A 25408-nucleotide genomic window follows, 5' to 3' on the forward strand; every position below is an offset into this window, starting at 1 on the left:
CGTTTCATCGAAGTCTTTGCCCCCGGCACGGTGGGGACTGATAATGTGCCGGGGGCGGCATGACTGGCTGAGGTGACCAAGACCCCAGCCGGTCAATCTCTTGTCAGGCCTTAGCTGATCAGCTTCAGCACGCCCTGCTGGCTCTGGTTGGCCTGGGCCAGCATTGCGGTCGAAGCCTGGCTCAGGATCTGCTGCTTGGCGAGCGCGGTCGTTTCGGCCGAGAAGTCGGCGTCTTCGATGCGGCTGCGGGCGTCAGTCAGGTTGGTGACGTTCGCCGTCAGATTGTTGACCGTCGATTCGAGGCGGTTCTGCGCGGCGCCGAGATCGGCGCGCTTGGTCGCCACCGTTGCCAGTGCCGTGTCATAGGCGGCGAGATCGCCGGCTGCGAAAGCGGGGGCGGCCACGGTGCCGCTCAATGCGCCGCCGGCCGAGGTGGCGACGGCAGACAGGTCGAGCTGACCCAGGGTGAGGGAAACGGTGTCGGTGCCGCTGGCGCCGGCCTGGATGTCGATCGTGGCCGGGGCGGACGCGGAGAACAGGTCCTTGCCGTTGAACTGGGTCTTGCTCAGGACCGAGTCGATCTGCTTGCCGAGCTGGTCGATTTCATTCTTGATGTTGCCCTGCGACTTCGTGTCGTTGGTGCCGTTCAGACCCTGAACCGTCAGTTCACGCATACGCTGCAGCATGTTGCTGACTTCGCCCAGCGCGCCTTCCGCCGTCTGGGCGAGCGAGATGCCGTCATTGGCGTTGCGGATGCCCTGGGTCATGCCGCGGATCTGCGAGGTCATGGTCGATGCGATGGCCAGGCCGGCGGCGTCGTCCTTCGCGCTGTTGATGCGCTTGCCGGTCGACAGGCGTTCCATCGCGGTGCTGAGAGCCTTGTTGGCCATGGCCGAAGCATTGGTGGCGCGCAGCGCCGAGGAGTTGGTTCCGATAACAGTCATGATAATCCCTTTCCGTTCACTATCAGGTCGCTGCCATCAGGCTGCTTGCGGCCTCGAAAGGGGATAACGGCAGGGGCGAAAGAGCTTTTAGGCCGTTGCGCGTTTTTTCTGATATTTTTCAGGAAAGCCCGGAAAACCGGGGCTAAATGGACCCTTATGGGCGCCCCTATATACAGAAGCGGGGGAAAAGTTCCGGCAAGGCGGAAAAAAATTGCCGTTATGCGGCAAGGGGTTTGCCGCATTAACCATATGCTAACCACAGTCCGGCAGTTTCAAACCATCGAAGGGGTCAGGGGCGTGCGGGGGCACAATCCTACCAAATCATGGGGACAAAAGTTCATGTCATCGTTGGACGTGAGCCGAGGAGTCTGCGCGCTCGTTCCGGGCCTGCAGCACTGGCTGGAAAATGCGTTCTATTCCGTGCGGATCGTGGACGCGCAAAGTCCGCGTGAGCGCGAGGGCGCTGAACGGGATAATCGGCGCGTCCTGCTGGCGACCGAGATCGGCCATGCGACCCATCGCGACATATTGATCAACCTGGTGGACGGAGCGCCTTCGCTGGTGCCCGCCGCCAGCGGCCTGCCTGCCCGCGTGGCTTTCGGTCTGGAAGATATGGGCTTTGCCTTCGCGTTGATCGCGGAACTGGCCCGTCCGGCGGCTCTCCCGGCGGTGGGCGACAATGCCAGCGCGCGCCTGATGACGCTGGCCGGCCGCGTGGCGCGCAGCGACGCCACCGTGCTGATCCAGGGCGACACCGGCACCGGCAAGGAAGGCATGGCGCGCTTCCTCCACGCCCAGTCGGGCCGCACCACCCATGACTTCATCGCCGTCAACTGCGCGGCGCTCCCCGAAACCATGATGGAGGCGATGCTCTTCGGTCATAAGAAGGGCAGCTTCACCGGCGCGGCCAATGCTTCGGAAGGCCTGTTCCTGGCGGCGGACGGCGGCACCTTGTTCCTCGACGAAATCGCGGAACTGCCGCTGGCGCTTCAGGCCAAGCTGCTGCGCGCCCTTCAGGAAGGCGAAGTGCTGCCCGTCGGCGCGACTCACCCGGTGCCGGTCAATGTCCGCATCATCGCGGCCTGCAACCGCAACCTTGCCGCCGAAGTCGCCGCCGGGCGCTTCCGCGAAGATCTTTACTGGCGCCTCAACGTCATGCCGCTGGAGCTGCGCCCGCTGGCCGAGCGTCCGGGCGACGTGACCGCCATCGCCGCCGCCATGCTGCTGCGGCATCAGGATATGGCGAAGGCTGCCTTTGTGTGGCCGACCGCCGCCGCTCTGGAAAAGCTGACCGCCCATGTCTGGCCGGGCAATGCCCGTGAGCTGGGCAATGTGCTGCAGCGCGCCGTTGTCCTGCGGGATGGCGACCGCATTTCCGCCGACGATCTGCACATCACCGGCGCGCCGCAGCTTCGCCTCGTGGAGCAGGTTCTGGCGCCCGCCGATCCGATCCGCCTGCGCGACGTGGCCCATCATTCGAAGCTGGAGGCTGTCCGCGCCGCGCTGCGCGAAACCGACGGTCACCGTGCCGCCGCCGCGCGCAAGCTCGGCATTTCCGAACGCACCTTGCGCTATCGGCTTGCCGAGATGCGCGAGCTGGCTGCTTAAGGGGAGATAGGGCATGTCCGGCATTTCTCCGACCGACAGCGTGATGGCGATCCGCAACGCCATCCTCCAGAAGAACGCCGCGCTGCGCGATGTCGCGCAGACCGGCAACACCAACGGCCCTTCCGCCGTCGGCACCAACGGCGCCACCGCGCCGGGCGGGTTTACCGACGCGCTGAAATCGGCGCTAAGCCAGGTCAACGGCCTGCAAAATCAGGCGGGTGAAGCAGCCGCCTCGTTCGAACGGGGGGAAACGACGGATATCGCCGGGGTCATGCTGGCCAAGCAGCAGGCGTCGGTGAGCTTCGAAGCCACCCTTCAGGTCCGCAACAAATTGTTGTCCGCTTACAAGGACATCATGAGCATGCCGGTGTAATATGAGCGAGAACGCACTCACCACCAATGTTGGCGGCGCTGCCGCTCTCCCCGCCACCAGCCCCGCCTTTGGCGGCGCCAAAGGCATGGATGCGCTGAAGGCGCGCTTCACCGGCTTCGTCAGGCAACCGGCCGTGGCGAAAAGCCTGCCGCTGCTGGGCCTGCTGGGCGTCGTCGCCATGGCTGGCGCCGCCTGGCTGGCGCTGCGCGAACCGCCGCAGCGCGACCTGTTCCGCGCTTTGCCCGATGCCGACAAGTCGGCGGTCGCGCAGGTGCTGGACCAGAATGGCATCCGCTACGACTTCGACAATTCGGGCAGCATGACTGTCGGAGAGGATGATTATTTCAAGGCGAAGATGATGCTCGCCGCCCAAGGCCTGCCCAAGAGCGCGCCCGACGGCAACAGCATGATCGACAGCCTGCCCATGGGGGCCAGCCGCGCCGTCGAGGGCGAGAAGCTCCGTTCGGCCCGCGAAATGGACCTCGCCCGCACGATCGAAGCGATCGACAGCGTCGAGAGCGCCAAGGTCCACCTCGCGGTCGAGCCGCCGAGCGTGTTCCTGCGCGAACGGGCCAAGCCCTCAGCTTCTGTGATGCTGCGTCTGGCGCAGGGCCGCCAGCTCACCGACGCGCAGGTCAGCGCCATCGTGCATCTGGTCGCTTCCTCGATCCCGGAACTCAATCCGGAGGATATTTCGGTCGTCGACCAGAATGGCCGCCTGATCAGCAACAATGACAGCAACGCCGCCGACGATCGTCAGCTCGCCATCCAGACCCGGATGGAGGATCGCTATCGCCAGTCGGTGATCGCACTGCTGACCCCGATTTTGGGCGCTGGCAAATTCTCGACCGAGGTGCATACCGAACTCAACTTCGCGGAACGCCAGGCGACCCGCGAAACCTATCCGCAGGACGAAGCGCGTCTGCGCAACGAAACCGGCAGTTGGCAGTCCGACCCGCGCGGGCAAGGAAACGGAGCCGGTAGCGAGGCGAGCGGCATTCCGGGCGCGCTCAGCAATCAGGCTCCGGTCAACCCGACCGTGACCCAGACCAATCCCAATGGCCAGGCCGTAGCCCAAGGCTCGACAAATCAGGGCACCACTAGCGCGCAAACCGCCGCCCAACCCGGCACGCCGCCCAATCCGCTGATGAAGACGGAAGAGACCTTCAACCGCAGCTTCGAACTCGGCCGCGAAGTCTCCGTGACCAAGGACGCCATCGGCACGGTCAAGCGCCTGTCGGTCGCCGTCGCGCTCGACAACGGCCCGGACGGCAAGCCGCGCAGCGCGCAGGAGATCGCCGCCCTCGAAGCGCTGGTGAAGGGCGCGGTCGGCTTCGATCAGGCGCGGGGCGACGTCGTGGCTTTGTCCTCGCGCAGCTTCGCCAAGGAAGAGGTGGTTCAGGCGCCCTGGTATGAGGCCGAATGGGTGTCGCCGCTGGTGCGCAATGTTTCGGCGCTGCTGGTCGCGCTGCTGGTGATCTTCGGCATCGGCCGCCCGCTGCTCAAGCGCCGCGCCGCCGCCCAGGCCGCCGTTGCTGAACAGGTCGCCGCGGAGGGGAAGAAGATCGGCCGCGAAATCTCGACCGAGATCACGCGCCAGGTGACGGTGAACCCCGATGGTTCGACGCCCATCACGCTCGACATGATCTCGTCGACTTATGACTACGCCCAGCGCGCCGACCTGATCCGCAATTTCGTGAAGCAGGATCCCGACCGCGCCGCCCTGGTCGTCCGCGACCTTCTGAAGGAAGGGAAGAAGGAAAATGCCTGAAGCCGCCGAAGCCACGGCGCTCAAGGGTAGCGCTGCCGCCGCCGTCCTGCTGATGCTGTTCGACGAGGATGAAGCCGCGCAGATCCTCTCGCGCCTGGAGCCTGATGAAGTCCGCCAACTCGGCTATGCGATGTACGATGTCGCGGATGTGCAGGTTGAGGAAGTCAACGAAGCGCTCGACCATTTCGTCACCAAGGCGAAGAAGCGCACCACCATCGGCTATGGCGCGACCCGCCATATCCGCGGCGCGATGACCAAGGCGCTGGGCGAGGAGCGGGCCGAGAATATGCTGGCCCGGATCACCCCGCCGACCCGCTCCACCCAGCTTGAAATGCTGAAATGGATGGACGCCAAGGAAATCGCCGTGCTGATCGAGGTGGAGCATCCGCAGATCATGGCGATCGTGCTCGCCCATCTGGAGGCGCCGATCGCGGCCGACGTGCTGCAATTGCTGCCGACCGAATATCAGGAAGAGATCGTCTATCGCATCGCCACGCTCGGCCCGGTGTCGAACGAAGCGCTGGACGACCTCGAACAGCTTCTGCTGCGCGGCAACATGTCGAAGAAGCAGGGCGGCGCCTCCCAGCGCGGCGGCACGGTCGAGGCGGCGGCGATCATGAACAATGTCCGCAAGGATAATGAGCAGCGCATCATCAAGGCGCTGGCCAAGCGGGACAAGATGGTCGCCCAGACGATCGAGGAGGAAATGTTCGTCTTCGACAACCTCATCGACATGGACGACAAGAATATGGGCACGCTGATGCGCACCGTCGACAGCGCCGTGCTGGTCGTGGCGCTGAAGGGCGCGAACGACATGCTCAAGGCGAAGATTTTCGGGTCCATGTCGGCCCGCGCCGCGCAGGCCATATCCGACGAGATCGAGGAACGCGGGCCGATCCGCCTGGCCGAAGTGATCGACGCGCAGAAACTCATCATCGGAACCGCGCGCCGCATGGCCGATGCGGGCACCATCATGCTGGGCGGCAAGGGGAATGATTTTGTCTAAGCTTTGGGCCAATGCAGAGGTCGCCAGCATTCCGCTGGGCGGCATGGGACAGGTGACGAGCGGCGGCTTCCGCAGCCTGTTCGCGCCGGTGCATGCCGCGCCCGGCCAGCCGGTGCATGACAGCGTGCCGCAAAGCGAAGAGGAAGTGCTGGAACAGGCCCGGATCGAAGCCTTCGCCATGGGCTTTGACGAAGGCAGCCGCGTGACGGCGGAAGCCAATGCGGCCGACGCCGAGGCGCGCAAGCGCCTTGCCGAAGCGCTGGAATTGTTGGCTCCCGCGCCCAGCGGCATGTTGTCGACCATGCTGTCCGCCACCGTGGTGCGGCTGGTCGAACAGATTGTGGGCGAGGTCGAGATCGACATCGAACGCTTGCTCCAGCGTTGCGACAGCGTCGCCGCCTTCATCGAGGATAATGACGAGAAGGGCGCGCTGCACCTGCATCCGGACGATATCGAACTGCTGGACGGCGAGAATATCGGCGTGAAGCTGGTCGCGGACCACGGCATGCAACGCGGCTGCGTCCGGCTGGAAACCGCTGACGGCTGGGTCGAGGACGGCCCCGACATACGCCTGTCGCGCCTGCGTGCGTTGCTTGACGATATGGAGGGTAAGGCATGATCAATGCCGCGCTCGCCCAGGCGGAGACGCTGTTCGACCATATGCAGGTGCAGAACCGCCAGCCGCGCCATGTCGGCCGGCTGGTCAGCCATGATGCAGGCATGCTGGAAGTCACCGGTTTCCGTCGCCCCATCGGCGCGGGCGCGCGGGTGATTGCATCGGACGGGTCGATCTGCCGAGCCGAAGTCGTGGGCTTTCGCGGCGACAAGACCCTGTTGGTGCCGCTCGACAGCGACGCGCCGCTGGAAAATGGGGCGCGGGTCGAGCCGGACAGCCAGGCGACCATGGTGCAGGTGGGCGAAGGCCTCATCGGCCGCGTGATCGACGCGATGGGCCAGCCGCTGGACCGCAAGGGGCCGATCATCGCGGGCGGTTCGTGGCCGCTCAACGGCGTCAAGGGCAATGTGCTCGACCGGGGCCGCGTCACCGAGCCGTTCGATCTGGGCGTCCGCGCCGTCAATGCGCTGCTGACCGCCGGGAGGGGACAGCGCATCGCGATCATCGCGGGTTCGGGCGTCGGCAAGTCGGTCCTGATGGGCCAGATGATCCAGGGCGCCGAAGCTGACATCGTCGTCGCGGGCCTGATCGGGGAACGCGGCCGGGAGGTCAGCGATTTCCTCGAAACCAAGCTCAAGGGCGCGATGCACAAGAGCATCGTCGTTGCCGTCCCCGCCGATCATCCGCCGGTGCTGCGTCTGCGCGCCGCCGCCCGCGCCACTGCCATTGCCGAATATTTCCGCGCCCGCGGCAAGAAGGTGCTGCTGCTGATCGACAGCCTGACCCGCTGCGCCCATGCCCAGCGCGAGATCGGGCTGGCGCTGGGCGAGCCGCCTGCGATGAAGGGCTATCCGCCTTCCGCTCTGGCGCTGATCCCCCGGCTGGTGGAACGCGCTGGCGTCGATAGCCGGACCGGGGGCTCGATCACCGCGCTTTATACCGTGTTGGCCGATGGCGACGATACGGACGATCCGATCGTCGATGCCGCCCGCGCCATTGTCGACGGCCATTTCGTGCTGTCGCGCCACCTTTCCGAGCAGTCGATCTTCCCCGCCATCGATGTCGGCAAGTCGCTGTCCCGCGTCATGGCCGATGTGGTGCCGGACGAGCATCGGCTAGCCGCCGCTTCCTATCGCCGCCTCTGGGCCGCCTATGAGGAAAATCGCGACCTTATCCTGATGGGCGCCTATCGCCCCGGCAATGATCCGGTGATCGACGAAGCGGTGCAACGCCGCCAGGACATCCTCGACTTCATCCGCCAGGATCAGAAGAGCTTCATCGACCTCGACACCAGCGCCAACGCCCTTATCGCGGAGTTCGGCGCGTGAAGGGAGAAGTCGCCCGCCGCCAGCGCGTGCTGCGCGTCCGCCATGTGCAGCATGCCATGGCCGTGGCCGAAACCGCGCGCGCCCGCGACGAGGCGGAAGGCATCGCCCGCAATGTCGATCGCCTGCGGACGGTGCGCGATGATCTTTTTACCGGGCAGGGCATCGCAACTGGCGCGAATTTTGCAGCGATGCAGGAACTGGCGGGCCGTCTGGAACAGGCGGGGCGTCAGTTGGACGGTGCGCTCTACGATGCGCGCCGCAAGGTGGAGGTCAAGGAAGGCCTTAGCCTGGCGGCCAATCGGGATCGCGAAATCGCCGTGAAGCTCAAGGATCGCGCCCGCGCGGACCTGGAGGAATGGCGGGAGAATAAACTCGCGGCCCTGCCGCGCTATCGCCGGATGCAGAGGACAGGAGATGTCTGACGTGAACATGTTGACCAGCCTCAAGGCTCTGCTTTTTTCGTCGGCCTCGACGCAGATGCCCGCCGATGGCGCGGGCGTGCTTGCCATGCCGGTGGAGGGCGCGGTGGATTTCGCCAAGCTGCTGAACGGCACAATGGAAGCCGCGCCCGAGGGTAAGCAGGCGGCGGAGATGCCTAGCCTCCCGCAAGTGGCTGCCCCGACCGTCACGGCTAATGCCGTTGCAGTCGAAGGCGTGGAGATGGAAGGAGCAGGTATCGCACCGGCCAAGGTCGATAGCGCCAAGGCTGAAAAAGGGGGGGTCGAAACCGCCACTCCCTTGCCCTTCGGTTTGGCGAACGCCCTGAAGGCCGTGCAGAGCCATCGCAAGGAGACGCTGCCGCTTCCGCCCGGCCTTGCCAAGAAAATCGAAGCGCCCGCTGAGTCTGCGGATGCGGTTCCGGCGCCTGTTGTTGATGGCGAGCCTGTCGAAGAGGTCGCGGCGGAAACGCCAGCGCCCATACTGGTGCCAGTGCCCGTGGCTGTAGAGGATAGCGAAGTCGACGCGCCGGAACTGCCCGACATCAAGCCTCATGCGCAGTCCAAGGCGGCTCGCCCCGTCAAGGAAGCCAAGCTGGAAAAAGCCGAGGCTTTGCCCGAAGCGCCTGCAACGGAACAGTCGGATGAGCCGGTGAAGGCCGATCAGGGCGACAAGGACAAGCCGAAAGAGCAGGGCGAAGCCGCGCCGCTTCCGCCGCCCGTTGTCGCCGTCGTGCAAACGCCGACGCTGCAAAGCGTTCCGGCGCAGCCGCTGCCGACATCTGCAACTGTGGCCACATCCGCGCCACTGCCGGAGACGGCAGCGGTGAAGCTGGATAGCGGCAAGACTCTGCCGGCGGAGGCGCAGATGCAGCCCCAAGCCGCCGAGCAGCCCGTCCCCGCTCAGGCGACGGCCGAAAAGCCGCGCGTGGTGGAGAGCAATGCGCAGTCGGCCATTCCCGCCCCGGCAATATCGGCGCCTGCCGACCGCCCGAAAACGACTGTCGCAACATCGACCACCGATAGTGCGCCCGTTCCGGTTGAACTGCCCGTCCCGGCAACGCCCGCAGTCGAGAGCCGTCAGGTGAAATCCGAAGCTCTTGCCTTGCTGCAACTGGTCCGCGATCAGGTCGCCGCCCGCCAGCCAGGCACGCCGGTCCGGGCAGGGGAACCGCTCGCGGTCCGCGCCAAAACCGGCCGCGCCGCCATTCCGGCCGAGCCTGCACCTGCCAACACCGCCCAACCGGTTCCGACCGACGCGGCGCCTCAAGCCCCGCTCGCCCAGCCTGGCACTGCTCCCTCAGTCCAGCCGACCGTCGCCACGCCGCCGGTAGTGGACCTGTCGGCTAGCCTTGGCGCGCAGGTCGTCGACATGGGTGTTTCCGGCCAGTGGATCGATGGTCTCGCCCGCGATATTGCCGGGCTGTCCGCCAATGGGGCGCAGGGCCGCTTCCAGATCAATGCCGACCAGCTTGGCCCGGTGCAGGTCGATATCCGCCAGGGCAGCGATGGCGCGGCGGTCAGCCTGACGGTCGCCAGCGAGGCCGCCGAAATGGCGCTGCGCCAGGACAGCGACCGGCTGCGTCTTGACGCCAGCCTGTCGGCGGTGCGCATCACCGAAGTGAAAATCGAGCGAACCCCGCATATCGGGGAAACCGCGCGGCCGGACAGCGCGAACCAGCAAGGATCGCAGCAGCAATCGTCCCAAACCGCCAATGCCTGGGCGAACAACAGCCAGAGCATGGCGCAGTCGCAGGGCCAAGCCCAAGGTCAGGGCCGTTGGCGCGCTCAGGAAAATGGCAATTTTGCCCCTAAAAATACCGGCGATCCTGCCGTTCTTAACCATGACGAGACGCGCCGGGCGGGTAATGACGCCGTGCGTGCGCGTTATGCCTGAGATGCGGGATTTACGGGGAACTTTCCATGAGTGACGATGCGAAGCCGAAGAAGAAAAAGGGCGGGGGCATGAAGATGATCCTGCTCATCGTCATCGCCATGGTCGTGGGCGGCGCGGGGGCCGCTGGCGGCCTGTATGCTGCCGGTTTCTTCAGCCCGAAGGAAGAAGGGCCGAAGGAAGACCCGAACAAGCCCGTGCTCGTCCTGGCGGGCGAAAGCGCGGAGGACGTCGCCAAGGCCCATGGCTATGCCGGCGGCGGCGGCGGTGGCGGCGAAGGCGGCGGTCATGAAGGTGGCGGCGGCGGTCATGTCGCGTCCGGCGTCCATGTTCCGGCCAAGGGCATCGACCTGCCCGTCCCGGCGAACCCGGCGGCCTATCAGGCGACCTATTTTCAGTTGCAGACGCCCTTCACCTCCAACATGTCGGATACGGACGCCTTCGCGCAGATTTCCATCGCCATTTCGACCTATTACGACATCCGCGTGGTGGAAGCGATCAAGGCGCACGAGACGGCGATTCGCAGCCAGGTCTTGATGATGCTGGCCGAACAGCCGGTGGAGGCTCTCTCCACGCCGGCGGGCAAAAGGGCGCTTCAAGGCAAGATCAAGGCCATCATTAACGACATTTTGAAGCAAAAGACGGGCTATGGCGGCGTCGATAACGTTTATTTTACCAATTTCGTTATTCAATAGGGCTGCCTGAACGTGCGGGAAGTCCCCCGCCCTGGACGGCAGGGGACTGAAATGACCGACGTTCAAGCCTATGCCTTCGGGCGGGGGGAATCGCAGGCGCCGCTGATGCTGTCGGGGCTGGACCGGCTGGGCGAAAAGCTCGGCCGGCGTTTGCGTGCCCTGATCGAGCCGATTGCCGGGGTCCGTCCGCATGTCGTCGCGCAGGATGCGCGCGCGCTGGAATTCGGAACCTGGAGCCAGGACGTGCCCGCCTCCTCCAGCATTGGCGTCTATCGCCTGTCTCCGCTGAAGGGACAGGTGTTGCTGCGGCTGGACGCGGCGATGATCTCGACGCTGGTCGATTGTTTCTATGGCGGCATCGGCAACCGTTCGCTGCCGCCGCGTGGCGAATTCACCCCGACCGAAGACCGGCTGATCGCCCGCATTTCCGACGCCTTCATCGCCCGGCTGGTCGAATGTTGGAGTGATATGCTGGCGCTCGACGCGGGCCTGATCGTGCGGGAAACCGGCATCGGCTTTGCCGCCGCCGCGCAGCCGGGCGAACAGATGGTGCTGCAACGCTTCCTGCTCAGCATCAGCCGGGACGCCGAATGGCCGATCGACCTCATCTTCCCGCTTTCCGCGCTGCGCGGGGTCGAGCCGCTGATGGGCGCCAGGATTCCGATCGATGACGAGCGCGCCGACCCTGTCTGGCAAGCCCGCATCGCTTCGCGCATGCGCGACATCCGCCTGCCTGCCCGCACGGTGCTGGCGCGCCCCAATCTTTCGCTGGCCGAACTGATGCAGCTCAAGGCCGGGGACATTATTCCCGTCACCATCAACCGCAGCCTGCCGCTCATCGTGGGCGACCGCATCGTCGCCCATGGCTCGATCGGTGAACAGGACGGCCGCGCCGCATTCCAGATCGAAAAGCTGGCCAACAATCAACCTTCATGGGGATCCGAACAATGAGCGACATGAGTGAAGCCCCGCGCCTCGACAGCGTGGGCGAGGACAGCATTTCCCGCATGGTGAACAACCGCCAATTCCGCCTGCTGGCGGACATTCCCGTCCGCATGTCGGTGGAGGTTGGATCGACATCGCTGCGTCTGGCCGAGGTTATGGACCTGGCGGAAGGCAGCGTGGTGGAGCTGGACCGTCAGGCCGACGATCTGTTGGACATCATGGTCAACGGCGCACTGATCGCCAAGGGCGAGGTGGTGACGGTGAACGGCCGTTACGGCATCCGCATCGTGGAGATCGCGGCAACGGAAACGCGCCTTGCCGGCATCGAACGGCGCGGTTGATCGCCCGGAACAGCAATATCGCTGAATTTTACCGCTTGCCTTGCGCGCCATTATCGGCAGACCGCATGACGGATTAACCATAGTCGCGAAAGCCCATCCATGATCTGGTACTTCGTCAAGCTGCTGATATTGTTGCCGCTGGTGGGTGGCATGGCCTTTGGCGCATTGTGGCTGTGGCGCAAATATCAGCCCGGCATGATGGTCGGGCAGAATGACCGCTCATTGAAATTGCTGGAAGCGCTGCCGATGGGGACTTTCGGCAAGCTCGCCGTGGTGGAGTTCGAGGGCAAGAAGATCCTGCTCTCCGTCACTCGCGGCCGCATCGAGAAGATCGCGGAAGGCGATACCTATCGTGCCGGGCGCTAATTCTGCTGTCGTTCCCGCGGAGGCGGGAACCCATCTCCCAACAGTAGCGTCCAGATGCGAAGTACGGGGATGGATCCCCGCCTTCGCGGGGATGACGAAATGGGCGTGGGCAGGATTGCTGCTCGCGGCGTTGTTCATCGCCATCCCCGCCTTCGCCCAAGCCGCGCCCGCAGCCCCGCCGCCCGTCGACAATGGCGGCGCGCTAACCCGCGCCATGGGGCAGATCGGCGGCGACGGCCGCTCACTCTCGCTCTCCCTGCAAATCCTGATCCTCATGAGCCTGCTGACGGTGTTGCCGTCGCTGATCCTCATGATGACCAGCTTCACCCGCATCATCATCGTGCTGTCGCTGCTGCGTCAGGCGCTGGGATTGCAGCAGACGCCGCCCAATCAGGTGCTGGTCGGCCTGTCGCTGTTCCTTTCCCTCTTCGTGATGCGCCCCGCCATCGACCAGATCAACGCCCAAGCCTTCGACCCCTATGGCAAGGGCCAGATCCCCATCGAGGAAGCGGTAGGCCGATCGGCCAAGGTGCTGCACGGCTTCATGACCAAGCAGACCCGCGAAACCGACCTCAAGCTGTTTGCCAATCTGGCCGAGGCGCCTGCGTTCCGCACGCCCGCTGATATTCCCTTTTCGATCCTGTTGCCCGCTTTCGTGACGTCGGAACTCAAGACCGCGTTTCAGATCGGCTTCATGATCTTCCTGCCCTTCCTCATCATCGACCTTGTCGTCGCCTCCACGCTGATGGCGCTCGGCATGATGATGCTTTCCCCCACCATCATCTCCATGCCGTTCAAGCTGTTGCTGTTCGTGCTGGTCGATGGCTGGGCGCTCACCATGGGGTCGCTTGCCGGCTCCTTCGCGACATAGAGGTGGGGCGATGGAGAATGCCGATTTCTTCATGGGGCTGGCGCAACAGGCGCTGTGGATCACGGCGCTGGCGGCAGCGCCGATCCTGATTCCGGCGCTGGTCGCGGGCGTGCTGATCGGCATGATCCAGGCGGCGACCTCCATCAACGAACAGACGCTGGCCTTCATTCCCAAAATCATCGTCGTCGGTGCCATGCTGGTGCTGTTCGGCGGCTCCATCATGGTGCTGATCGCGGATTTCACGCGCGAGATTTTCGAGCGCATTCCGGATCTGCTCCAATGATCGCGCCGGGCTTCGCCAATGTGGAAGTCCAGCTCTGGATCTGGCTGATCGCCATGATCCGTCCCGGCGCGGCCTTTGTCGCCGCCCCGGTCTTCGGCGCGCCTGCCGTGCCGCTGCAACTGCGCCTGATCCTCTCGCTCGCGCTGGGCATGGCGGCGCTCAACAGCGTGCATATCGTGCTGCCCGCCGATGGCGTCGCCAGTTTCCAGGGCGTGATGCTGGTTGCGGGCGAGGTGCTGGCGGGGCTCGCCATCGGCTTTGCGGTGCAGATCGGCTATGCCGCCGCGCTGGTCGCGGGCGAGGCGATCGGCAACACTATGGGCCTCAATTTCGCGGCGATGGTCGATCCGTCCTCGGGTCAAGCGACGCAAGCGGTGGGGCAGTTTCTTTCCATCCTTTCGACCTTCCTGCTGCTCGCCATGGACGGCCATCTGATGCTGGTGAGCTTCGTGGTGCAAAGCTATCAGGCGATGCCGCCCGGCGGCGCGATGCTGAGCAATGACGCCATCTGGCATCTGATCGAATTTGGCGGCGCGCTGCTGGGCGCGGGCGTCACCATTGCGCTCCCGGTCGGTTTCGCACTGGTGCTGGTGCAGATCGTCATGGGCATGCTGGCGCGCACCGCGCCCGCGCTCAACCTGTTCGCGGTCGGCATGCCGGTGGCGCTGATGGCGGGCCTCATCCTGCTGGCCGTCACCGCGCCGATCATGGGGGAGGGGATCACCGCCGCGCTCAAGGCCGGGCTGGACCAGGCCCAATATATTGCGGAAGGGCACTGACCCATGGCACAGAGCAATGGCGGCGGCGAAAAGACCGAAAAGCCGACAGCCAAGAAGCTGAAGGACGCCGCGAAAAATGGCGACATCCTCCAGTCCCGCGATCTGGCGACGGCGCTGGTGGTGATGGCGGGCATTGGCTGGATCGCGGTTACCGGCCCCTCCGTCGTCGAATCCCTGTCCGACATGCTGATCGAGGCGCTGCGCTTCCGGCGGGAGGATGTGGTCAATTTCGCGCCCGCCGACCGGGGGTTTGCGCTGTTGTCCGGCATCGCCCTGCCAGTGGCGGGGATCATGCTGGCGACGCTGCTCGCTGCCATTGCCGGACCGGCGCTGCTCGGTTCGCTGGGCTTTCGACCGGGCGCCTTCGCGCCCAAGGCGTCGAAGCTCAATCCCGCCGCTGGGCTGAAGCGCATGTTCGGGCTTCAGGGCCTGATCGAACTGGTGAAGTCGATCGCCAAAGTGTCGCTGCTCGGCGCGATCGGCGTCTGGATGATCTGGGACCGGCTGACGCAGATCGTCGGGCTCGGCAAGGCGGGTCTCGCCCCCGCCATGGCGGACCTGGGCAATATGTTCATCATGACCTGCCTGGTGATGGCGGGCGGCCTGTTCCTGATCGCGGGCATCGATGTGCCGGCGCAGCTCATCCAGCGCTCGAAACGCCTGTCGATGAGCAAGCAGGAGATCAAGGACGAGCATAAGGAGAGCGAAGGCTCGCCCGAGCTCAAGGGCCATATCCGCCGCCGCCAGTTCGAGGTGCTGAGCGGTTCCACCCGCAAGGCGGTGGCGGAGGCCAGCGTGATCATCACCAACCCGACCCATTTCGCCGTCGCGCTGCGCTACAAGCCGGGGCATGACGCCGCCCCGGTCGTGGTGGCGCGGGGTTGCGACGCGGTGGCCGCCGCGATCCGCGAACTGGCCGACCAGAATGGCGTGACGGTGCTGCAATATCCCGACCTTGCCCGCGCCATCTACTTCACCTCGCGCGCCGGACAGATCGTCAATGAGGGGCTGTACATGGCCGTCGCCACGGTCCTCGCCTTCGTCTTCCGGGTCGAGAACCGCATGGCGAGCGAGATGGACCGCCCGTTCATCACCGTGCCGGACGATCTGCGCTTCGATGCGGAAGGCAAGAAAACGACCTGATTTCAGACGGTTGATTTGCAATCGAAAAATGACACATGCTTAACTAAAGCTTAGTGCTTCTTGTCCGTATAATATTCACGGGGACGCATTACGATGGTGCGTCATGAACGACTATTTTTCGCGGGGCGAGATATCGCCGGTTGAACGCAGCGCCACTCGCGCGCCTTCCGCCGTGTCCGCCGTTCAGCCTATTTCCTCCTCCGCGACGGTTCGTCAGGGCGGAGGATCGTCGGCGCAAACCGCCTCGGACGATCAGGCACCCTCGGAAGGCCGCATCGCCAGCAGCGCTGAATATGCCAAGGTGCATGCCCGCATAGCCGACATATTGGCCGAATTGAGCACCCAAGGCACGACCAAGACGGTCGATGGAGCGGCGGAGGAAATCCAGTCCATGCTGCCCGCCCCGCAGGTTCTGGTACCGCTGCCCCCCGCTTCGAAGGAAGCCGTGGAAAGCTCCATCCGCATCGCCAAGCGCATTGCCGAACAGGCGGCTATCGCCCATGTCGCACAGGCCAATATGCGGCACGGAGCGGTCGATCAGATCATAACCGTCGGCGGCTGAAGCGTTCTGATGATGTCTCAGCGCGTTCTTGCGCTGAGATGTCCCGCCTTTTCCGGCTTTTTCCATTCCCGTGAAAATCATTCCTAAAGGTCTTGGGCTTAGGGCCGTTCTCATATTTGAAAGGACGGCCCATGACTTCGGTGAGCAGCAGCATCTTGACGGCGCTTGGCGCGGGATCGGGCATCGATACCGCCTCGCTCGTCTCCAGCCTGGTCAGCGCAAGCAAGGAGCCCAAGCAGACGGCCATCACCAGCCGCCAAACGCTGAACAGCGCGCGCATTTCCGCGCTGGCCTCCGCTTCCAGCTCGCTCGATACCTTTGCCGATGCGTTGAACAGCCTGCTCGCGGGCACCGGCTATTCGGGCACGCCTGCCTCCAACGACGCCAGCATCGCTTCCGTCAGCGCGCTGCCCGGCGGCGCGCCGACCGGCCTTCCCGCGCAGGTCGTCGTCAATCAGCTCGCTTCGGCGCGGACCCTGGTCTCTACGGTCAATGCCAATCAGGACGCCGCGCAGGGCGCTGCGGCTACCGTCGGCATCGGGGAATTGTCCCTGCAGGTCGGCAACGGCAGCCCCGTTTCCATCACGATCAGCGCGGCCAACAACAGCTATACGGGCCTGGCTGCCGCGATCAACAGTTCGGGGGCGGGCGTGACCGCGACCGTCGTCACGGACTCCCAGGGCACGCGGCTGATGCTCAAGGGACCAACCGGCGCGGCGAATGATGTTTCGCTGACCACGGTTTCTTCCACCACCGATGCGACGACGGGCGCCGACCTGTCCCAATTCGCCTGGTCCGCGACCACCCCGCCTGCCGGCAGCAGGATGAGCTCCGCCGCCCAGCCCAAGGATTCGATCATCCTGCTCGACGGGGTGGAGCAGCATTATGCCGGGAACACGATCGACAGCGCGATCCCCTATCTGCGCATCGACCTGAACAAGGCAGCGCCCGGCACCAGCGTCACGCTCTCCACGGCCGAGCCGACGACCTCCATGCGTGACCTGATGGTCGAGTTCGTCAACGCCTATAACACGCTGATGAAGGCGCTGAACACGGCGACCTCGACCGGCACGGACTCTTCCAATGCGGGAGTGCTGAACGGCGAATCCTCGATCCGCGACATGAAGCGGCAATTGTCGCAGATGGTCTCGACGCAGCTCACCTCGACCGGCGCCTACAAGACGCTGAACGATCTGGGCATCAGCACCAATCGCGACGGCACGATCTCGCTGGACACGGCCACGCTCGACAAGGCGATCGCGGCCGACCCGAAGGCGATCACGCAGATGCTGAACCCCTCGGCCAAGACCGCCACCAATATCGGCCTCGCCGGGCTGATGGACAGCGTCCGCGACAATATCCAGAAGACCGACGGCCCGCTCGCCGCCTCGCAAAGCAAGTACAAGGCGCTGGCCGACGATCTGGCCAAGCAGCTTGAGAAGCTCGACACCCAGATGACGGATTATCAGGCGCAGCTCACCAAGGTCTATTCGGCCATGGAAACCCGGCTGTCCGCCCTCAAGGCAACGCAGAGCTATCTGACGCAACAGGTGGCGCTGTGGACCAAAAGCGACAATTGATAAAAAAGGGTCAGGAAGATCATGTTCTATAATCATGGCGGTTTCGGTGGCGCGGCGGCGCGGCGTTATGCGGCGGTCCACACCGGCAGCCGGATCGAGGGCGCGACGCCCCATGCGCTGGTCAAGGTGCTGTTCGACGAACTGGTGCTGGCGCTGGACGCGACGGCCCTGGCTGAACGCAATGGCGACCGCCTGAAGGTGTCGGACAAGCAGGCCCGCGCCATGTCGATCCTGTTCGCACTCGAATCGAGCCTGGACTTCGACAAGGGCGGCGACATCGCGACCGGCCTGGCGCAAATCTATCGCGAAGCCCGCCGTCTGCTGCTGGCCGGCGCCAAGGAGCATGATGCCGCCCCGGTCGATCAGGCCCGCGTCATGATCGGTGAGATCGCGGAAGCGTGGAACCAGATCGGCTGAAAATATCTGTCATCCCAACGCAAGCTGGGATCTCGGGAGGCTAGGCCGTGCCCTCTCGTCTGAGATCCCGGCCTGCGCTGGGATGACGGACATGTTGCATGGGGTTGCGCCATCAAAGGCGCGCCTGTATAGGCAGCGCTCGCAAAGGGCGGCCCGGCGGGGGCCGCCTTTTTGCGTTTCGGAAGTGTTTGCATCAGCCCAGAAAGGGAAGGATCATGTCGATTACGCCGCTCATGCCCGTTTACCCCCGGTGCGATGTACGCCCGGTCCGAGGCGAGGGCTGCTATCTGATCGGGGAGCGCGGTGAGCGCTATCTGGATTTCGCCAGCGGCATCGCGGTCAACCTGCTGGGCCATGGCCATCCCAAGCTGGTCAAGGCGATCGCGGATCAGGCCGCGACGCTGATGCATACGTCGAACCTTTACGGCATGCCGCTGGGCGAGAAATTCGCGCAGCGTCTGGTCGACACGACCTTTGCCGATACGGTGTTCTTCACCAATTCGGGCGCCGAGGCCGTGGAATGCGCGATCAAGACGGCGCGCCGCTATCACTATGCCAAGGGCGAAGCGCACCGGCATAAGATCATCAGCTTCGACAACGCCTTTCACGGGCGGACGCTGGGGACGATTTCGGCCACCAGCCAGCCCAAGATGCGCGACGGCTTCGAACCGCTGCTGCCCGGCTTTACCGTGGTGCCGTTCAACGATCTGGAGGCCGCGACGGCCGCCGTCGATCAGAACACCGCCGGTTTCCTGGTGGAAACGGTGCAGGGCGAAGGCGGCGTGACCCCGGCGACCCAGTTATTTCTCGCAGGGCTTCGCAAGCTGTGCGACGAGCAGGGCCTGCTGCTGATCCTGGACGAAGTGCAGTGCGGCTATGCCCGTACCGGCACTTTCTTCGCCCATGAGCAATATGGCCTTAAGCCCGACATCATGGCGGTGGCCAAGGGTATCGGCGCGGGCTTCCCGCTGGGCGCTTGCCTCGCGACCGAGGAAGCGGCCAAGGGCATGGTGTTCGGCACCCATGGCTCGACCTATGGCGGCAATCCGCTGGCCATGGCGGTCGGGCTGACCGTGCTGGACGAAGTGCTGGGCGAGGGTTTCCTCGATCATGTGAACATGATCGGGGCGCGCCTGCGCTCTGCGCTGGAGCAGCTCATCCCCAATCATGACATGTTCGAGGATGTGCGCGGCCTTGGCCTGATGCTGGGCGTCAAGATGAAGGACAGCTACGACGCCCGCGCTTTCGTGGCGCATCTGCGCGACAATCATGGCCTGCTGACTGTGTCGGCGGGGCAGAATGTCGTGCGCATCCTGCCGCCGCTCGTGATCGAGGAAAGCCATGTCACGGAGTGCATAGAAAGGCTTTCGGCCGGCGCGCGGAGCTTTGCGGAGCCCGCGACAGCCTGACACCGGACATCCCCCTCCGTTCGCTGGAAACGAACGGAGGGCGGGAGTGGGGGTTATCATGACCAGACATTTTCTGAATCTGAGTGACGCCGGCGGCGATGCGATTGCCGCCATGATATCCGACGCCATCGACCGGAAGGCGGCGCGCAAGAGCTGGCCCAAGGGGCGGGCCGATGCGGATGCGCCCCTGGCCGGGCATACGCTGGCGATGATCTTCGAGAAGAATTCGACCCGGACCCGCGTATCGTTCGACATGGCGATCCGCCAATTGGGCGGCACGTCGCTGATCCTGGACGGCGCGACCAGCCAGCTCGGACGCGGAGAAACCGTTGCCGACACGGCGCGGGTGCTCAGCCGCATGTGCGACGCCATCATGATCCGCACCGACGATCATGCGAAGATCGAGGAAATGGCGCATCATGCCAGCGTTCCGGTGATCAACGGCCTGACCGACCTGTCGCATCCCTGCCAGATCGTCGCGGACCTGCTGACCGTGGTGGAACATGGTGTGGCGCTGCCCGGCAGCCAGTGGGCGTGGCTGGGCGACGGCAATAATGTGCTGCATTCGATCGTCGAGGCGGCGGGCCTGATGAAGTTCGATGTGCGGATTGCGGTGCCCGAAGGCTATGATCCCGACCCGTCCTTCGAAGCCGAAGCCCGCGTGCGGGGCGCGCAGATTATCCACAGCCGCGATCCGCAGGCGGCGGTGGCGGGCGCCGATATCGTCGTCACCGACACCTGGATCTCCATGGGCCAATCTCATGCCGAGGAAAAGCTGGCGGCGATGATGCCCTATCAGGTGACGCCCGAATTGATGGCGCTGGCCAAGCCGACGGCGAAGTTCCTGCACTGCCTGCCCGCCCATCGCGGCGAGGAAGTGGTGGAGGCGGTGATCGACGGCCCGCAGTCCGTGATTTGGGACGAGGCGGAAAACCGCATCCATGCCCAGAAGTCGGTGCTGCTCTGGGCGGTGGGCCGGCTTGGTTGAGTTTGGGTGAGCTGTTGTTTGAGTTGTTAGGCGCCGTAAGCGCGTCGTGTTCCTGCGCAGGCAGGAACCCAGTTCAGACGATGTGATGATATACGGAGGGCGGAACTGGGCTTCTGCCTGCGCAGGAGCACGGTTTACCCAGACCGAACATCCAGTCGGCTTCCCACCCAACCCAGCCAAAGCCCATTTGCAAGCCCGACGATCGCCCCCTATCTAAGCGCCTTTGCATGACCGGCCCGCTCTGGCGCGCCACACGGAGCCTGATTTGACCTCTTCCGCCTCACTCGACCAAGCCTTGGGCTTCACCATCCCTTCGCGCCATGCGCGCGGGCGGATCGTGCGGCTGGGGCCGGTCCTCGACGATGTTCTGGCCGCTCATGCCTATCCGCCGCAGATCGAGCGTCTGCTCGCCTCCGCGCTGGTGCTGGCGGCGCTGCTCGGCACGATGCTCAAGGATGTCGGGGGGCAGCTCACCATGCAGGCGCAGACCGAAAATGGCGTCGTCAGCCTGCTGGTTGCCGATTACAAGGGCGGCGAAGTGCGCGGCTATGCCAAGTTCGACGCCGACCGGCTGGCCGAACTTGGTCCCGATCCAACGCTGTTCGGCCTGTTCGGCAAGGGCTACCTCGCCATCACCTTCGACCAGGCGGTTTCGGGCGAACGTTATCAGGGGATCGTGCCGCTGGACGGCGAATCGCTGGCGGACGCGGCGGAGCATTATTTCTTCCAGTCCGAACAGATTCCCAGCATCATCCAGATCGCGACCCGCCACGATCCGGGCGAGGGATGTCTGGCGGCCGGGCTGCTGCTCCAGCATCTGCCCGAAGGCGAGGTTGGGCGCGAGCGGCTGCACGTCCGCCACGACCATCCGGAATGGGAGCATGTCCAGGCGCTGGCCCATACGCTCAAGGATGCGGAGCTGACCGATGGCGAGCTGCCGCTGACCGATATCGTCTGGCGGCTGTTCCATGAAGAGGATGAGGTGCGCGTCACCGATTCGACAGCGCTCAGCAAGGGCTGCCGCTGCGATCTCGACCATATCCGCAGTGTCATTGGCCGCTTTCCGGCGGCCGAGCGGGCGGAAATGGCCGACGATCGGGGGGTCATTGGCGTAGATTGCGCCTTTTGCTCACGCCTCTTCCCGGTGGCGCTCGACAGTTTCGGATAGCGTCGGACCTTTCGATCCTGCGCCATTATGGCCGGTCGATTCGGTTCCGCTATCAAATTGCCGCAATTGACGGGCAAGGCGGATGCGGATGGACGGACGATCGACAGGGGGATCGCGATGATGGCAGGACGGCGCGCCCTTGCGGCGGCCTTGGCGATGATGATGGTCACGAGACCTGCCGTCAAAGCGGCGGCGCCCCTGCCGCGCCTACCCAAAGGGCTGGAGGCGGGCGAGTGGGAATTGCGCGAGCGGGGGCCGGATGGCCCGATCCGCAAGCTCTGCATCGCCCATCTGAACCAGCTTCTGCAAAGCCGCCATGCGGGCAATAGCTGCAAAAGCTTCACCGTGAGCGAAACGCCCAAGCGGCTGGTCGTCACCTACGAATGCGGCACGGCGGGCAATGGACGGACCGATCTTCGCATCGAAACCGCGCGCCTGGTCCAGATCCAGTCGCAGGGCATCGCCAATGGCGCGCCCTTCGCCTTCGCGCTGGAAGGGCGGTGGGCGGGCGCCTGTCATTAGGCTGGACGCGCTTGCGCTGACGCGTCGGGAGGGGTAGCGCGAGGCTTATGGTTGCCAATAGCGGAAAATTCGCCGTCGTCCTGCTGTCGGGCGGGCTCGACTCCATGGTTGCGGGCGGGCTGGCGCGCGAGGCCGGCTATCGCGTGCTTGCGCTCTCGATCGATTATAATCAGCGCCACCGCCTGGAATTGCGGGCGGCGGGCCGGGTGGCGACGGCGCTCAACGCGATCTCGCATATCGTGTTGCCGCTCGACCTCACGGCCTTTGGCGGGTCGGCGCTGACCGCCGACATCGCCGTGCCCAAGGGCGGGGTCGGCCCCGGCATTCCCGTGACCTATGTGCCCGCGCGCAACACCATCTTCCTGTCGCTGACCCTGGGCCTGGCGGAAGTGGCGGGCGCGAGCGATGTGTTCATCGGCGTCAATGCGCTCGATTATTCGGGCTATCCCGATTGCCGCCCGGAGTTCATCGACGCGTTCCAGAAGATGGCGGCGCTGGCCACCAAGGCCGGGGTCGAGGGCCATCCTATCCGCATCAACGCGCCGCTCCAGCATATGAGCAAGGCCGATATCGTGCGAGAGGCGCATCGGCTGGGGCTGGACGCGGGGCTGAGCTGGTCCTGCTACGATCCGACGCCCGACGGCAAGCATTGCGGCCTGTGCGACAGTTGCCGCCTGCGTTCCAAGGGGTTCCAGGAAGCGGGGCTGCCCGATCCCACCATCTATGCAGTAAAGCCCTGACGCCATGAGCTATGCCGTCAAGGAAATGTTCCTGACTTTGCAGGGAGAGGGCGTCCATGCCGGACGCCGCGCGGTGTTCCTGCGCTTTGCCGGCTGCAATCTGTGGAGCGGGCGGGAGCAGGACCGGGCAAGCGCGATCTGCCAATTTTGCGACACGGATTTCGTCGGCACGGATGGCGATGGCGGCGGCAAATTTGCCGACGCGGACAGTCTGGCCGATGCGGCTCTGGCCTTTTGGGGCGAGGGGCGGGAGGGGCGCTATATCGTGCTCACCGGCGGGGAGCCGATGCTCCAGATCGATGATGCGCTGGTCGATGCGCTGCATGCGCGCGGCTTTGCCATCGCGATCGAGAGCAACGGCACTTTGCCCGCGCATCCCGGGCTGGACTGGGTGTGTATCAGCCCCAAGGCGGGTAGCGAGGTGGTCCAGCGCAGCGGCAATGAGCTGAAGCTGGTCTGGCCGCAGCCGGGGTTAGGGCACAGCCTGGCCGATGTCGAGGATATGGAAGGCTGGGCCTTCGATCATTTGCTGGTGCAGCCGCTGGATGACCCCGATGCGGCGAAAAACGCCCAGGCTGTGGTGGACCTGGTGATGGACAGGCCGCGCTGGCGCCTCAGCCTCCAGTCGCACAAATATCTGGGGTTGCGATAAAGAGTGCTGCCTGAATTGGGTGGCTGCCGGACATCATTTCCGTCATCCCAGCTTTCGCTGGGATGATGATCGTTGACGTCAGCAATAGGCCATTACAGCCATCAATCTATCAGGGCTGAACGCCGGTCTTCTGGTTCCACGCGATCTGGCAGGCGGGCAACATCTTGCCCTTCTTCCAGCATTTGGGGTCGAAGGACGGCAGTGTCAGCGAATAGCTCCGGCCCGGATCGCCATAAAATTGCTCGCCGGCCAGGATCAGCGACTTCTTGATCGAGCCAAGACCATTGCGCGCCACGTCGTTGAGCGTCCCGCGCTGGGCGAAGATCGCCTGCCGCCCCACCAGCGCCGCCGCCTGACAGAAGCCGCGCTGCGCCTGCACCGTCGAATAGCCCGAATAGATGCGCGTGCCATATTGGTCCGACGCCATCTGGCCGGGCTTGCCCTTGCCGACGGTGCGCTGGAAATAGCCGAGCAGCGTGGCCTGCGCCGCGTCGAGTTCGGCGTCATGATGGGCGATCATCGCATTATAGTTGCTGATCGACAGCAGGGTCGGTTCGAACTGGCATTGCAAAGCCGCTACATTGAGCGCGGCGCGCAGGTTCCACACCAGCCCTGCCTTGATCTCCGCCGGGTTTGCACCCGGCAGGCCGAGCGCGGTGGCTGCCTCCGCATCCGTCAGGGGCGGGGTGGAGAAATCGGGTGGGGACCAGAAAAATTGCGCGGCGGCCGGCTGCGTCAACAACGGCGCCGCCAGCGCGGCCAATCCCAGGACGGCCCTGCGCCCAAAGAATCCGTGCACTATGGAACGGAATGTCATCGAAATCCCTCTTTGAAGCGACCGCTGCGAACTATCTCCGGTTCGTCTGTATCACGCCTGAACGTGGACGCCAGCCTATTGATCCGACAGCACTTCCGTATCCGCGGCGGGCTTTTCCGCGCTCTCATTCTTGGGAGCGGGAGCCGGAGCGGCCGCATTGTCGCTGCGGTTCGCGGGCACGGCCATGGCGGTGCCCTCGCTCTGCACGCCGTCCAGATCGGTCATGGCGTCGGTTGCGGTGCCATCCACCACTTCCAGATTGTTCATCGGAACGGCGGTGCTGCTTTCCTTCTTGCTGCCGCATCCGGCAAGCGCGATGCAGCCCGTCAAAATCAGCGTCTTCACCATCGTCTTCGCGTCAGGACGCATCCGGGTCTCCTCAAGCGTTCAAGCATGCCCGGCAGCCCCCCACCTGGCGAAAGCGGCGACCCTAGCGGCCCATCTCGCATTGCTCAACCCCCGTGGGGTCGCCTGTCCCGCAGCGGCGCAGGCGGCCGATAAAGGCCGGGAGATGCCGGGCTAGCGCCGCGTCAAGCTCCGTCATCGACGCTTTTTTGCCGAGCGCGGCGATGCTGGTTACCGGATATTCGGCCAGGCCGCACGGCACAATGCCTCCGAAATGGGACAGATCGGGATCGACATTGATCGAAAAGCCGTGGAGCGTGACCCAGCGCCGTACCCGGATGCCGAGCGCGCCGATCTTCGCCTCGCGCCCTTGCAGATCGTCGGTCCAGATGCCGATCCGCCCCTCCGCGCGGCGGGCGGCAATGCCCAGGTCGCCCAGCGCATCGATCATCCAGCCTTCCAGATGATGGACGAAGTTGCGCACATCCTTGCCGCGTTCCCGCAGGTCGATATTGAGATAGCCGATGCGCTGGCCCGGCCCATGATAGGTATAGCGTCCCCCGCGCCCGGCATCATGGACCGGAAAGCGCGGGTCGAGCAGTTCGGCCGGATCGGCGCTGGTGCCTGCCGTATAGAGCGGCGGATGTTCAAGCAGCCAGACCCGTTCGCTGGCCTGCCCCTCGAAGATCGCCGCCGCCCGCGCCTCCATCTCCGCCAGCGCCGCGGGATAGTCGACGGGCGCGCTTTCCACGCGCCATTCCATGGTTTCGGCTAAGGGCTGGGGCAGGGACGACATGGCGCTTCCTTG

General features: G+C 64.8%; 29 protein-coding genes. 25 read left to right on the forward strand and 4 right to left on the reverse strand.

All coding sequences use genetic code 11. The features are described 5' to 3' along the window. Positions 1-110 precede the first annotated feature (110 nt). Positions 111-944: a flagellin gene (locus HHL26_RS03100; protein WP_066554690.1), complete on the reverse strand. Its 834-nt coding sequence runs from the start codon at positions 942-944 to the stop codon at positions 111-113. Positions 945-1283: 339 nt separating this feature from the next. Between HHL26_RS03100 and HHL26_RS03105 the strand changes: the two genes are divergently transcribed. The 25 genes from HHL26_RS03105 (at position 1284) to queE (ending at position 23438) form a co-directional block, all read left to right on the forward strand. After that, on the forward strand, positions 1284-2552 hold the full coding sequence (locus tag HHL26_RS03105) for a sigma-54 dependent transcriptional regulator (RefSeq protein ID WP_087574566.1): 1269 nt from the start codon (positions 1284-1286) through the stop codon (positions 2550-2552). 13 nt (positions 2553-2565) lie between these two features. Beyond that, the gene (gene fliE / locus HHL26_RS03110; RefSeq protein WP_066554694.1) at positions 2566-2925 is read left to right on the forward strand and encodes a flagellar hook-basal body complex protein FliE; all 360 of its coding nucleotides are present in this window, start codon (positions 2566-2568) and stop codon (positions 2923-2925) included. Between the two features lies 1 nt (position 2926). Next, positions 2927-4696: a flagellar basal-body MS-ring/collar protein FliF gene (gene fliF / locus HHL26_RS03115; RefSeq protein ID WP_066554696.1), complete on the forward strand. Its 1770-nt coding sequence runs from the start codon at positions 2927-2929 to the stop codon at positions 4694-4696. Then, positions 4689-5702: a flagellar motor switch protein FliG gene (gene fliG, locus HHL26_RS03120; protein ID WP_066554698.1), complete on the forward strand. Its 1014-nt coding sequence runs from the start codon at positions 4689-4691 to the stop codon at positions 5700-5702. Before fliF ends, fliG begins: the two co-directional genes overlap by 8 nt. After that, on the forward strand, positions 5689-6321 hold the full coding sequence (locus tag HHL26_RS03125) for a flagellar biosynthesis protein (protein WP_066554700.1): 633 nt from the start codon (positions 5689-5691) through the stop codon (positions 6319-6321). Before fliG ends, HHL26_RS03125 begins: the two co-directional genes overlap by 14 nt. Continuing rightward, positions 6318-7646, forward strand: a complete 1329-nt coding sequence (locus HHL26_RS03130) for a FliI/YscN family ATPase (protein WP_066554702.1) — start codon at positions 6318-6320, stop codon at positions 7644-7646. The genes HHL26_RS03125 and HHL26_RS03130 overlap by 4 nt, the downstream gene beginning before the upstream one ends. Continuing rightward, entirely contained in the window at positions 7643-8068 is a 426-nt protein-coding gene (locus HHL26_RS03135) for a hypothetical protein (RefSeq protein ID WP_066554703.1), read from the forward strand. Before HHL26_RS03130 ends, HHL26_RS03135 begins: the two co-directional genes overlap by 4 nt. Then, positions 8061-9980 carry a flagellar hook-length control protein FliK gene (locus HHL26_RS03140; protein ID WP_066554710.1) on the forward strand — a complete coding sequence of 640 codons (1920 nt, stop codon included), beginning with the start codon at positions 8061-8063 and terminating at the stop codon, positions 9978-9980. Before HHL26_RS03135 ends, HHL26_RS03140 begins: the two co-directional genes overlap by 8 nt. 26 nt (positions 9981-10006) lie before the next feature. Then, on the forward strand, positions 10007-10672 hold the full coding sequence (locus HHL26_RS03145) for a flagellar basal body-associated FliL family protein (protein WP_066554713.1): 666 nt from the start codon (positions 10007-10009) through the stop codon (positions 10670-10672). 51 nt (positions 10673-10723) lie between these two features. Beyond that, on the forward strand, positions 10724-11623 hold the full coding sequence (locus HHL26_RS03150) for a FliM/FliN family flagellar motor switch protein (RefSeq protein ID WP_066554716.1): 900 nt from the start codon (positions 10724-10726) through the stop codon (positions 11621-11623). Beyond that, positions 11620-11958 carry a flagellar motor switch protein FliN gene (fliN, locus tag HHL26_RS03155; RefSeq protein WP_066554719.1) on the forward strand — a complete coding sequence of 113 codons (339 nt, stop codon included), beginning with the start codon at positions 11620-11622 and terminating at the stop codon, positions 11956-11958. The genes HHL26_RS03150 and fliN overlap by 4 nt, the downstream gene beginning before the upstream one ends. A gap of 99 nt (positions 11959-12057) precedes the next feature. Further along, on the forward strand, positions 12058-12324 hold the full coding sequence (locus HHL26_RS03160) for a flagellar biosynthetic protein FliO (protein WP_066554722.1): 267 nt from the start codon (positions 12058-12060) through the stop codon (positions 12322-12324). Between the two features lie 91 nt (positions 12325-12415). Continuing rightward, positions 12416-13195: a flagellar type III secretion system pore protein FliP gene (gene fliP / locus HHL26_RS03165; protein WP_066554724.1), complete on the forward strand. Its 780-nt coding sequence runs from the start codon at positions 12416-12418 to the stop codon at positions 13193-13195. Positions 13196-13205: 10 nt separating this feature from the next. Next, positions 13206-13478, forward strand: coding sequence for a flagellar biosynthesis protein FliQ (gene fliQ, locus HHL26_RS03170; protein WP_046761916.1), 273 nt, complete (start codon positions 13206-13208; stop codon positions 13476-13478). After that, on the forward strand, positions 13475-14257 hold the full coding sequence (gene fliR, locus HHL26_RS03175; protein ID WP_066554727.1) for a flagellar biosynthetic protein FliR: 783 nt from the start codon (positions 13475-13477) through the stop codon (positions 14255-14257). Before fliQ ends, fliR begins: the two co-directional genes overlap by 4 nt. Positions 14258-14260: 3 nt before the next feature. Beyond that, positions 14261-15400 carry a flagellar type III secretion system protein FlhB gene (locus tag HHL26_RS03180; protein ID WP_066554733.1) on the forward strand — a complete coding sequence of 380 codons (1140 nt, stop codon included), beginning with the start codon at positions 14261-14263 and terminating at the stop codon, positions 15398-15400. Positions 15401-15503: 103 nt separating this feature from the next. Beyond that, on the forward strand, positions 15504-15962 hold the full coding sequence (locus tag HHL26_RS03185) for a hypothetical protein (RefSeq protein ID WP_066554744.1): 459 nt from the start codon (positions 15504-15506) through the stop codon (positions 15960-15962). A 131-nt stretch (positions 15963-16093) separates the two neighbouring features. Further along, complete coding sequence (fliD, locus tag HHL26_RS03190) at positions 16094-17542, forward strand: flagellar filament capping protein FliD (protein WP_066554746.1); 1449 nt, start codon at positions 16094-16096, stop codon at positions 17540-17542. 21 nt (positions 17543-17563) lie between these two features. Beyond that, on the forward strand, positions 17564-17959 hold the full coding sequence (locus HHL26_RS03195; protein ID WP_066554750.1) for a flagellar protein FliS: 396 nt from the start codon (positions 17564-17566) through the stop codon (positions 17957-17959). A 215-nt stretch (positions 17960-18174) separates the two neighbouring features. Continuing rightward, complete coding sequence (locus HHL26_RS03200) at positions 18175-19368, forward strand: aspartate aminotransferase family protein (protein ID WP_066554757.1); 1194 nt, start codon at positions 18175-18177, stop codon at positions 19366-19368. A gap of 58 nt (positions 19369-19426) precedes the next feature. Continuing rightward, complete coding sequence (gene argF / locus HHL26_RS03205; RefSeq protein ID WP_066554759.1) at positions 19427-20356, forward strand: ornithine carbamoyltransferase; 930 nt, start codon at positions 19427-19429, stop codon at positions 20354-20356. A 265-nt stretch (positions 20357-20621) separates the two neighbouring features. Then, positions 20622-21524, forward strand: coding sequence for an Hsp33 family molecular chaperone HslO (locus HHL26_RS03210; protein ID WP_066561391.1), 903 nt, complete (start codon positions 20622-20624; stop codon positions 21522-21524). A gap of 120 nt (positions 21525-21644) precedes the next feature. Beyond that, positions 21645-22046 carry a hypothetical protein gene (locus HHL26_RS03215; protein WP_066561393.1) on the forward strand — a complete coding sequence of 134 codons (402 nt, stop codon included), beginning with the start codon at positions 21645-21647 and terminating at the stop codon, positions 22044-22046. Between the two features lie 47 nt (positions 22047-22093). Further along, positions 22094-22786, forward strand: a complete 693-nt coding sequence (queC, locus tag HHL26_RS03220; RefSeq protein ID WP_066554761.1) for a 7-cyano-7-deazaguanine synthase QueC — start codon at positions 22094-22096, stop codon at positions 22784-22786. Between the two features lie 4 nt (positions 22787-22790). Then, complete coding sequence (gene queE / locus HHL26_RS03225) at positions 22791-23438, forward strand: 7-carboxy-7-deazaguanine synthase (protein WP_066554764.1); 648 nt, start codon at positions 22791-22793, stop codon at positions 23436-23438. A gap of 109 nt (positions 23439-23547) precedes the next feature. Here queE and HHL26_RS03230 read toward each other — a convergent pair whose 3' ends face one another. The 3 genes from HHL26_RS03230 to lipB form a co-directional block, all read right to left on the reverse strand. Beyond that, positions 23548-24255, reverse strand: coding sequence for a hypothetical protein (locus tag HHL26_RS03230; RefSeq protein ID WP_066554767.1), 708 nt, complete (start codon positions 24253-24255; stop codon positions 23548-23550). 75 nt (positions 24256-24330) lie between these two features. After that, positions 24331-24624 carry a hypothetical protein gene (locus tag HHL26_RS03235; protein ID WP_066554771.1) on the reverse strand — a complete coding sequence of 98 codons (294 nt, stop codon included), beginning with the start codon at positions 24622-24624 and terminating at the stop codon, positions 24331-24333. A 61-nt stretch (positions 24625-24685) separates the two neighbouring features. After that, entirely contained in the window at positions 24686-25396 is a 711-nt protein-coding gene (gene lipB / locus HHL26_RS03240) for a lipoyl(octanoyl) transferase LipB (protein WP_066554774.1), read from the reverse strand. Positions 25397-25408 lie beyond the last annotated feature (12 nt).

It is taken from the genome of Sphingobium sp. TB-6 (genome assembly GCF_012927365.1).
GTDB lineage: Bacteria > Pseudomonadota > Alphaproteobacteria > Sphingomonadales > Sphingomonadaceae > Sphingobium.

Bases quoted from the DNA above. Each gene is read 5' to 3' on its own strand.
- HHL26_RS03100 (WP_066554690.1), bottom strand. From the start codon at position 944: ATGACTGTTATCGGAACCAACTCCTCGGCGCTGCGCGCCACCAATGCT.
- HHL26_RS03105 (WP_087574566.1), top strand. From the start codon at position 1,284: ATGTCATCGTTGGACGTGAGCCGAGGAGTCTGCGCGCTCGTTCCGGGC.
- fliE (WP_066554694.1), top strand. From the start codon at position 2,566: ATGTCCGGCATTTCTCCGACCGACAGCGTGATGGCGATCCGCAACGCC.
- fliF (WP_066554696.1), top strand. From the start codon at position 2,927: ATGAGCGAGAACGCACTCACCACCAATGTTGGCGGCGCTGCCGCTCTC.
- fliG (WP_066554698.1), top strand. From the start codon at position 4,689: ATGCCTGAAGCCGCCGAAGCCACGGCGCTCAAGGGTAGCGCTGCCGCC.
- HHL26_RS03125 (WP_066554700.1), top strand. From the start codon at position 5,689: ATGATTTTGTCTAAGCTTTGGGCCAATGCAGAGGTCGCCAGCATTCCG.
- HHL26_RS03130 (WP_066554702.1), top strand. From the start codon at position 6,318: ATGATCAATGCCGCGCTCGCCCAGGCGGAGACGCTGTTCGACCATATG.
- HHL26_RS03140 (WP_066554710.1), top strand. From the start codon at position 8,061: ATGTCTGACGTGAACATGTTGACCAGCCTCAAGGCTCTGCTTTTTTCG.
- HHL26_RS03145 (WP_066554713.1), top strand. From the start codon at position 10,007: ATGAGTGACGATGCGAAGCCGAAGAAGAAAAAGGGCGGGGGCATGAAG.
- HHL26_RS03150 (WP_066554716.1), top strand. From the start codon at position 10,724: ATGACCGACGTTCAAGCCTATGCCTTCGGGCGGGGGGAATCGCAGGCG.
- fliN (WP_066554719.1), top strand. From the start codon at position 11,620: ATGAGCGACATGAGTGAAGCCCCGCGCCTCGACAGCGTGGGCGAGGAC.
- HHL26_RS03160 (WP_066554722.1), top strand. From the start codon at position 12,058: ATGATCTGGTACTTCGTCAAGCTGCTGATATTGTTGCCGCTGGTGGGT.
- fliP (WP_066554724.1), top strand. From the start codon at position 12,416: ATGACGAAATGGGCGTGGGCAGGATTGCTGCTCGCGGCGTTGTTCATC.
- fliQ (WP_046761916.1), top strand. From the start codon at position 13,206: ATGGAGAATGCCGATTTCTTCATGGGGCTGGCGCAACAGGCGCTGTGG.
- fliR (WP_066554727.1), top strand. From the start codon at position 13,475: ATGATCGCGCCGGGCTTCGCCAATGTGGAAGTCCAGCTCTGGATCTGG.
- HHL26_RS03180 (WP_066554733.1), top strand. From the start codon at position 14,261: ATGGCACAGAGCAATGGCGGCGGCGAAAAGACCGAAAAGCCGACAGCC.
- HHL26_RS03185 (WP_066554744.1), top strand. From the start codon at position 15,504: ATGAACGACTATTTTTCGCGGGGCGAGATATCGCCGGTTGAACGCAGC.
- fliD (WP_066554746.1), top strand. From the start codon at position 16,094: ATGACTTCGGTGAGCAGCAGCATCTTGACGGCGCTTGGCGCGGGATCG.
- HHL26_RS03195 (WP_066554750.1), top strand. From the start codon at position 17,564: ATGTTCTATAATCATGGCGGTTTCGGTGGCGCGGCGGCGCGGCGTTAT.
- HHL26_RS03200 (WP_066554757.1), top strand. From the start codon at position 18,175: ATGTCGATTACGCCGCTCATGCCCGTTTACCCCCGGTGCGATGTACGC.
- argF (WP_066554759.1), top strand. From the start codon at position 19,427: ATGACCAGACATTTTCTGAATCTGAGTGACGCCGGCGGCGATGCGATT.
- HHL26_RS03215 (WP_066561393.1), top strand. From the start codon at position 21,645: ATGGCAGGACGGCGCGCCCTTGCGGCGGCCTTGGCGATGATGATGGTC.
- queC (WP_066554761.1), top strand. From the start codon at position 22,094: ATGGTTGCCAATAGCGGAAAATTCGCCGTCGTCCTGCTGTCGGGCGGG.
- queE (WP_066554764.1), top strand. From the start codon at position 22,791: ATGAGCTATGCCGTCAAGGAAATGTTCCTGACTTTGCAGGGAGAGGGC.
- HHL26_RS03230 (WP_066554767.1), bottom strand. From the start codon at position 24,255: ATGACATTCCGTTCCATAGTGCACGGATTCTTTGGGCGCAGGGCCGTC.
- HHL26_RS03235 (WP_066554771.1), bottom strand. From the start codon at position 24,624: ATGCGTCCTGACGCGAAGACGATGGTGAAGACGCTGATTTTGACGGGC.
- lipB (WP_066554774.1), bottom strand. From the start codon at position 25,396: ATGTCGTCCCTGCCCCAGCCCTTAGCCGAAACCATGGAATGGCGCGTG.